Annotated in this window: 6 protein-coding genes and 1 pseudogene; 1 reads left to right on the top strand and 6 read right to left on the bottom strand. The window is 56.8% G+C overall.

The window, feature by feature from the left end:
- Nucleotides 1–163 precede the first annotated feature (163 nt).
- Nucleotides 164–595, top strand: a complete 432-nt coding sequence (locus ABR948_RS26205) for a nuclear transport factor 2 family protein (RefSeq protein ID WP_428123526.1) — start codon at nucleotides 164–166, stop codon at nucleotides 593–595.
- 264 nt (nucleotides 596–859) lie between these two features.
- On the opposite strand, the gene ABR948_RS26200 is transcribed toward ABR948_RS26205, so the two are convergent.
- The 6 genes and pseudogenes from ABR948_RS26200 to ABR948_RS26175 form a co-directional block, all read right to left on the bottom strand.
- Nucleotides 860–1,627 (bottom strand): transglutaminase-like cysteine peptidase, encoded by a 768-nt coding sequence (locus tag ABR948_RS26200; RefSeq protein ID WP_428123524.1) that lies wholly within the window; start codon nucleotides 1,625–1,627, stop codon nucleotides 860–862.
- Nucleotides 1,628–2,429: 802 nt separating this feature from the next.
- Nucleotides 2,430–2,924, bottom strand: coding sequence for a hypothetical protein (locus ABR948_RS26195; RefSeq protein ID WP_428123522.1), 495 nt, complete (start codon nucleotides 2,922–2,924; stop codon nucleotides 2,430–2,432).
- 1,151 nt (nucleotides 2,925–4,075) lie between these two features.
- Nucleotides 4,076–5,083: an NAD-dependent epimerase/dehydratase family protein gene (locus tag ABR948_RS26190; protein WP_428123520.1), complete on the bottom strand. Its 1,008-nt coding sequence runs from the start codon at nucleotides 5,081–5,083 to the stop codon at nucleotides 4,076–4,078.
- Nucleotides 5,083–6,285: an ABC transporter permease gene (locus ABR948_RS26185; protein WP_428123518.1), complete on the bottom strand. Its 1,203-nt coding sequence runs from the start codon at nucleotides 6,283–6,285 to the stop codon at nucleotides 5,083–5,085. The genes ABR948_RS26190 and ABR948_RS26185 overlap by 1 nt, the downstream gene beginning before the upstream one ends.
- Entirely contained in the window at nucleotides 6,282–7,502 is a 1,221-nt protein-coding gene (locus ABR948_RS26180) for an ABC transporter permease (RefSeq protein WP_428123515.1), read from the bottom strand. The genes ABR948_RS26185 and ABR948_RS26180 overlap by 4 nt, the downstream gene beginning before the upstream one ends.
- Nucleotide 7,503: 1 nt before the next feature.
- A pseudogene (locus ABR948_RS26175) lies at nucleotides 7,504–7,802 on the bottom strand (HlyD family secretion protein); the annotation flags it as partial.

Below are 7,802 nucleotides of genomic sequence, written 5' to 3'. Positions count from 1 at the left end.
TGGCATCGCGATGCATGCCGATATAGTTATCTTTGAGTGGGATACTTACTTTTCGTGTGTGTACTTGCGAAAAATAGCGCTTGGCGGGCGTATTGTCGAAAAGAGCACTCAAGGCCCGTCGCTCCACGTGGACATTCGAATCGACACCTTTAAGGAGTAGAAGATGTCCAAGGACGACTATAGCGCGTTCCACGCCCTCGATCCGTTCTTCTCCATCGTCATGGAAGGGCTATCGAAGTACACGGATGGCGAACATTATTTCGATACGCTCGCCGACGACGTCCTATTCGAATTTCGTTACCTAATGGCAGGTTGGCCGCAGGCGATACGAGGTCGGGCAGACCTCATGTCGCTCTATTCCGGGTACGGCAACAGCATCTTCCTTGAGCGCGGCGATGCGCTGGCCGCACATCCTTCCGCGGATGGTCACGTTGTGACCCTCGAATACGAGGTTCACGGCAAGATACTCAGGACCGGCGCCGCCTACGATAATAGGTTTGTCTCGATCGCTTTTATTGAGAACCGCAAGATCGTGCGCTGGCGCGACTACATGGATTCTCTGGCGGCGTGGACAGCGCTGACTGGCGGCGCGTGACGTCCGGAGCCGACGGTGGCGCAGTATTAATTTCATGAATTTGGCGACCAAGCGAGCCGAACGGCTACTGAGGTCGAATGTTATGAAACATGATCGCGTAACACTTCGGCACACACGCGATTTAGGTGGATATTGCATGCTAAGACGCGCGAAGGATAACGTCCAGAACCTCTCGGAAGGCGTCTCTCAGATCTAACTCATGCACTTGTGCTAGTCTCCGCGGTCAAGGCAGCCACCGCTCCTCACAGATAGATAGGGGCCCCCTCATCCAAGCGTCCCGTTCGCCTTGCTTACTAACTTTTTAGCTTCATGCAGCACCCGTGCGTAGCCCGTGGCAGGTATCGTCGAAGAGATGAACTTCTTGACGCCATCGGAATCGAGCACGAAAAGGGGGATCACTCGGCGCATCTCGATATCGTGAACTAATGCCAGCCGGCGATTATCGAGAATGAGCCAGCTGCCATCGAGTCGAACGACGACGACCGCATGATCTTTGTCGACACTGAGATCGCGAACGACGACAAGCTTCACGTCTTCGGCGGCGATGCCCGCCTCTGTAAGAGCGACGTATTTCACGATGGCGTAATCCTCACAATCGCCGATACCGCTGGTGAGCGTTGCGAGTGGCGCGGTCCAGCGGTCTTCCACGCCCCACTGCGCGAGGTCGCTCATGGGGCGGATGGCGAGATTCATCGCGCGATTAATCACCCCGATGCGGGCACGACCAAACCTCGTTCGGCCTTCCGCTACAATCGCGAGGAACTTTTGTGCCGCCGAGGGGCACTCCGCTGTGCTTTCGCCGCAGCTTGTTAGAATGTTTTTATCGACGCTGATGTCGTTCTCTACGCTGCTCCACTTCGTTAAGATATCTCCGGTCGCCACCGGCATGGTGTTGAGGCCGAAGGGCTCTGCCGGCGATGCGGTCGAAGCTTCCGCCGGATCGAGCGTTACGATCTTCCCCTGCGAATGATCATCGAGATGCGTCTCAATTTCAATACGAGCTCGGGCCGAATCATGCGTTGTCGGGATCATGACAGAACTTGCCGTTCTGTCGCCAGGACCCACCGACCCCGCTGCAGTCAGCGACCCGGCTTCGAGATTTGTGGGTAGAACAGACACCGTTAAGCACGAGAAAAGTAAAACGGTGCGCAGTCGGTGTATACTGACAGCGCAGTCAGATGCGTAATTGACAATGCCGGTCACAACTCAGGGTCCGTGTTGCTTACGGATCCAACATCGTGAACACTCGCGTTCCTTTTCAAACTCATTGAGGCTTCATCTTTCGAGCCTGAGTGGTGGAAAGTCCGAGTAAATCGAAGTAATGAAACCTCTACAGCTATGACTGAAGCCAGATCGCCGTTATTGCCCACAAGACTGTTCTGCGATGCGGTCGTTAAATAACTGAATTTCTACATCGAGATTTTCGAGAGCATGTTGACGCCCCACGCCGTCCTGGCAGGTTGCCGCAGCTTGGCGGGCTGTCACTGCCTCGACGAATTGTTTGAAGTAGGCGCGGCAATTCTCTACGTTAGCCACATGGTCCGTACTGCTCTGCGACGCCCCCGCGAGTCGAAGGTGAGACGCGACGGCTGTGGACGTTTGATCACACTGCGACGCGCTGAGCGTAGCTGTCGCGCGCAGCAACAGGAGAGAAGGCACGACCACAATTACTATACGCATCGTGCGCATGCACTCTCTACGATACTCTGCTCGCAGACACGCTACTTCTTGGTGAGCGCGCATTATCCGAGAGAGCAACCAATAGCCTCGTTTACGGAACACGCTCGCCATTGGTTAGGGTGTCCGGCCGGCTGATTTCTCCCGTCATTGACCTTCAGCGCCGAACCATTGAGATTGACACTTGCCGGATGTCGCCTTGGGAAACAATGGAGACCGATTGGTTCTGGCCAACCGTCGTCACCCTGATATTTGCTGAAAACCCAGCGCCCTCGACGGAAGCAGTTATACGGCCTCCGCCCACCCGACCTTCCAGGCTGCCGCTAATTCCGCGGCTCGACTCGCTCCATGTTCCGGAGATGCGGCCGCCCTGGCTAACAAGGTCACTGCTGAGATCGAATTTATAGCTGTCGCTCGCGCATCGCAGGCTTTGCTGCAGTCCCGTCTCTGAATTATCAACTCGGTAGGTCGCGCGGCACCGCAGCCGCTCGATCGATCCGTCCGAGAGGGCGATGGTGCCTGCGCCTGTCCAAGCTCCTGCGAGTGAGGACAATTCTGCAGATTGCGCTGAAGGCGGTGCGCCCAACAAGTACAAGCCGAGAATGGAGATCGCCGCTGCGGCGCGGGGGAAAAGTGAGAAATTGGCGTCCATTGAAAAACTCCTGCAGCGCGCAGACTTTATCGCGATGGTATCTTAGTTTTGAGATCTGACGACGCTCTGCGCTTCGGCACATGACAACGCTAGGAGCAATTTATCTTCCATGATTTGCTGGTTTTGTTTCGAATAAGAACGGTGAGTTAAGCAAGGCAAAGAGCCTTTTTCTGTGAGCGCCGCGGACTTAAGCTCGGGCGTTATGGTGGTGAAGTCCGCCAAGGACGGCGTGTGATTTTACGCTTCTGATTCACTGAATTTGGCGAGTGACGGGCGCATCCTTGTTCAAGGATCGATGCTTTCTGACGCAATTAAACTAGTTGGTGCAGGATTTCAGGATCCGACGAAAATGCATCTCGCCCAATACAATGATGTGGTCCACACACTCACGCGATTGATCCGATCAGCCGTTTGGCAAAGCCATTCTGCCAGGGCGAGGCCAGTGCGGTAGGCTTGTCTCGGATGTCCGTGGTGCGCAATCTGTCGTGACGACGCTGCCATAGATCCGCGATCACGGATGAGGTAGTGCGGAGCCTCGTCCCAAGGAACGAGCACCTGTTCGAGTGAGCATCGTCAGTTCCATCGTGGTCGCGGAGCCGTTCGCCACGGGTCAGCAGGAGAGGTTTCTGCACAGGGTCTTGCGGCACTATACGAGGAGATGGAAGTCGGTTTGCGTGAATCAGCGTGGCGTTTGACCCTCAACGGCTTGCAATCGTAACCGGTCGTCGGGTTGCTAATGCCTCTGCGGAAGCGGCGATCGGATGATGAGTCGGGGTTAACATTCGACGCCGAAAGGGCCGAAGTTCGGGTCCGATTTACAGTTAGAAAGGAGACACCACCGGGATCAAAGCACCTTCTCCAAATACTCATGGTGAATGGTTTGGATGCAGCGCCGTTCATCAAATTTTATCCGCCAACTGCTTGGGGATCCTCGGCCAACGATAAATCCGGGGCGGTCACCATATTTGGGATGACGCGTACGTCGCCATGCGCTCATTCGGACGCGATCACCCAGCGCCAGCGAATGGACAGACTCCTTCAGTGTGTTCGTTTCGGTACTCACGTCCTCGAATATTTCCGATCGTTTTCGCGCGCTGAATTTTATCTCGTTCTACATCCACCATCGATGTTGTGATCTCATTTTCAATGTTTTAAGCCACTGATATGTAACTCGGCTTTACTAAGCCCCTGCCCCGGAACCATTTGAGCGCGCGGGCAATTGCTTCATCAACTGATACCTTTGTTTGAAATCCGAGTTGTCGTCGCGACTTCTCGCCGTCAATAAACTGGCCCGAAGACATGACGGCGATTACGCTGTCGCTCACTTGGGGCTCCGGGCCGCCTAGCTTGAATCGGAAAGTCTGCCATGCGGACACCAGCCTAGCCACGTTTAACGGTATGGCCTTGGGCATCGGTGCGCCAACAGCGACGGCTACTTTGCCCATCAACTCTTCCATAGTCAGATTTTCGCCTGCCAGCAGATAACGCTCGCCGGCGCGCCCAGCTTCGCACACGCGAACTAGCCCCCGTCCAGCGTCACCCGCGTAGATCACATTGCGGCGGCCGTTGACGTAGCCCGGCATGGACCTGTTCGCCAACTCGATAATGAGACGGCCAGTCGTGTTTCCAGGATCGAATTCACCAAATGTCATGGTCGGGATGCCGATCGTTATCGGCAGGCCCTCCTGGGCTCTGGTCAGGGCCTGCTCGTCCAGGGCCCATTTCACCTGCAGGTATGGACTTTTTTTGTTGGGCTGTTCGCGATAGCGAAGCTCCTCGTTGCCTGGTCTCCCCTTCGAATCACGCGGTAACGCAATCGCCGCGCCGAGATAGACGATCTTGTTCAGCGGCAGATCGGCGCACGCGTCGTAAAAATTTTGCATCTGGCTCGTAGCCGTTTGCACTTCATCGCGCCACGGTTGAGGAACCGTGGGATAGTATCCAGCGCAGTTGATTACCGCATCGGCACCAATGAAGGCATTGCGCAGCGCCAAGCGATCATTCAGATCGGCCTGTCTAGCGTCGAACTGAACGTCCGGAATTGCTTCTAGCGAGCGAGGATTGCGATACACAACGATGACCTCGTGCCCGGCACGCAACGCCGCAACGGCCGTATGATGGCCAAGCATTCCGGTGGCTCCTACGATGGCGATACGCACTAGACGTCACTCCTGAATGAAACCTCTAAAAGGCCCGCCCCTCTCGCGTTTCGGCGGTCCGGTTGACGCCTCCTGACTTCCAGGATCCAGGCGATACCGCCGTAAAATATCGTCAACCCCCACAGCATCAGAAACTCGCCTCGTACGTCGGCGAGCGGAGCACCGAGTTGAGCGAGGCGCGTGAACCCATCAATTGCGGAGGTGCTTGGCACCAACAATGACGCCAAATGGACAGCGGGTGGGATCACTTCGGTCGGCCACGCAAACCCTGCGAGGTAGAAAAACGGTAGTCCGATCGCTGCCAGGACAAGTTGAACCGACAGCGGGCTCTTGAAGATCGCCGCAACGACAAGGCCCAGTCCGCTGATGGAAAGGACAAACGGCACGGCGAAGACGAGAATCGGGATGACACCGCCGAGCCGCGGCAGCCCATAAAGATAGGGTAGTGCGATCAAATAAATTGGCAAGATGATCGCCTCGACCAGTAGGTAGGCCAACATCTTTCCCACAATGATCGCAAAAGGGCCTGGCGGCGGATCATCTGTCGTATTCTCGGACGGATCGGCCCCGGGCAACGTGCCGAGCAGTCCGACAGCTATAAGCAAAATCTGGTGCAGGATTAGGATGAAAGCACCCGGTAAGACATACGTTGCATAGCCCCCCTCAGGATTGAACAGCGGCACCGCTATCAATTGCATGGGGTCGGGAGCGGCGCTGGCGAGAGCCGGATCGACGCCGATGCCGATCAGGCGGGCGGTTTCGATCTCCGCGCCCAGGGTTTGCGCCACCGCCGCGACGCCACCGGCAACGCGCTGATACAACAGGAAATAGCTGGCGTCCGCATAGAGCGCGATCGGCGACGCGCGGCCATGCAGCAAGTCGCGTTCGAAATTCTTCGGGATCGCCAGAATGCCGAAGATCTTGCGCGCAAAAACCTCGCGCTCTGCACTGACAATGTCGGGTAATACCATCGTCACAGCGATATCGGACGTCGCATCAACCCGGCGCGCCAGTTCGCGGCTGGCGGACGTACCGTCGCCGTCGACGATGGCAATCGGCACGTTGCGCAAGGCTTCATTGAGGTAAGGCTGCGGATAAAATACCGCATAGAACGCAGAGCCAACGACCAGCACGGAGAATACCGGCCGCAGCGCGAAGATGCGCCGGAATTCATTTCTGAAGACTGTAAGTACGTGTTTCACGGGAGCGCTTCCTTAAGCGTCGGCGGAGCGCCGGCGGCTTCACGAGCGGCATGCGCGCGCATAACCTCCAGCCGCAACGCGACAAGTCCCGCGAGACCGACGACAAAGGCGAGCAAAACGAGGATCGGCTTCCACGACAGATCAAGCGGCGTGCCCCGGATGGTCTGATCGATCCGCGCCGTCAGGTACCAAGTACCAGGCAGGATGGCGCCAAAGCCATAAGCGAACGCATTCATACCCAAACGAGGGAAGCCAATTCCCATGAAGCCAAAGGCAGGCGACGTCAGCAACGTGCCGATGCTGATGGCGCTCGCCGTCGGCTTGAGAAGCAGCGCAAGCAGAACACCGAGGAATTGGCACGACAGAATAAAAAGCAATCCGGCAATGTCGAGCAGCCAGCCCCGGCCGTGCAGGGGTAACTCAAGAATGCCGAACAACACAGAATCCGACAAATCGAGCACCATCAGAAACACGATGGTATAAGGAAGCACCTTGCCCGCTATCGCAGGCCACAGTCCGCCGCCAAGCCGGCGGAGAATTCGCAACCGGTGGCGTGTTTCGACGTCTATTCCGACCGAATAGGCCGACGCCGTCACCATAACGATTTGCAGCACACTCGGTAGAATCGCGGCAAGCAGAAAAAACACATAGTTCAGCGTTGGATTGAACAAAGCGTGGATCTGCACCGGAATTGGTGAAAGGTCGGCCTGCGCTTCATCGACCGGCTCACCTTGGGCGGTGCGCAGCGACAGGCGAATACCCGCAGCAGCGGTCGGCACCGCCGCGCTCACCCCGCGCAAGGTAAGATTGCCAATGGTAAGCGTCTGAGTATTGTAAAAGAATACGACTTCGGGCCGGCGACCGGCGAACACGTCCCGCTCGAGATTTCGGGGCAGCATCAAAAGCCCGTGGACCTTGCCGGAAAGAATCATCCCGCGTCCCTCCGCCAACTCGCCGACCCGCACTGAGACGGCGGTGTCCGGGGTCGCGTCGACCATCCGTATGATCGAGCGGGAAAGATCGGAACTGTCGAGATCGAGAACCGCAATCGGCAACCGTGTCGCAAGACCAGCGCTGAATATCAAGGTGAGCACTGCCATCAGGCCCATCGGCACGATGGTGATAAAAGCGAGCAGCAAGGGACGGCGGCGAAGCCAGTCGATTTCCCGCCAGAAAACCAGCGAGAAGCCAGGTCTAATGCGACTGCGGACCAACATATCAGCGCCCTCGATCAGCCCATGAGACGATTGCACTCATGCCCGGACGCAGGCCATCGACCGGCTGCAACGGCAAAGCACGGACCTCGAAGGTCCGCAGGTCGAAATCCCCGGTAGCGCGCGTCGCCCGCCAGGCGGCGTACTGCCCCTGCACATTGATTACGGTGACGCGAACCGGAACAATCTGGAAGTTCAAGGCAGGCACTTTGACGTCAAATTTGTCGCCGATCTTCAACCCTCCAAGCAAATCCTCTCGAAGATTGAAGGTGAACCAGAGGTTACCCATGTCAATCATCGAGA

The organism is Bradyrhizobium sp. (assembly GCF_050014615.1).
Taxonomy (GTDB): domain Bacteria; phylum Pseudomonadota; class Alphaproteobacteria; order Rhizobiales; family Xanthobacteraceae; genus Bradyrhizobium.
Note: the sequence above shows the minus strand (reverse complement) of the source record. Positions and strands in the feature narration are given on the sequence as shown.

Coding starts and splice junctions, on each gene's coding strand:
- ABR948_RS26205 (WP_428123526.1), top strand. CDS start 164: ATGTCCAAGGACGACTATAGCGCGTTCCACGCCCTCGATCCGTTCTTC.
- ABR948_RS26200 (WP_428123524.1), bottom strand. CDS start 1,627: ATGATCCCGACAACGCATGATTCGGCCCGAGCTCGTATTGAAATTGAG.
- ABR948_RS26195 (WP_428123522.1), bottom strand. CDS start 2,924: ATGGACGCCAATTTCTCACTTTTCCCCCGCGCCGCAGCGGCGATCTCC.
- ABR948_RS26180 (WP_428123515.1), bottom strand. CDS start 7,502: ATGTTGGTCCGCAGTCGCATTAGACCTGGCTTCTCGCTGGTTTTCTGG.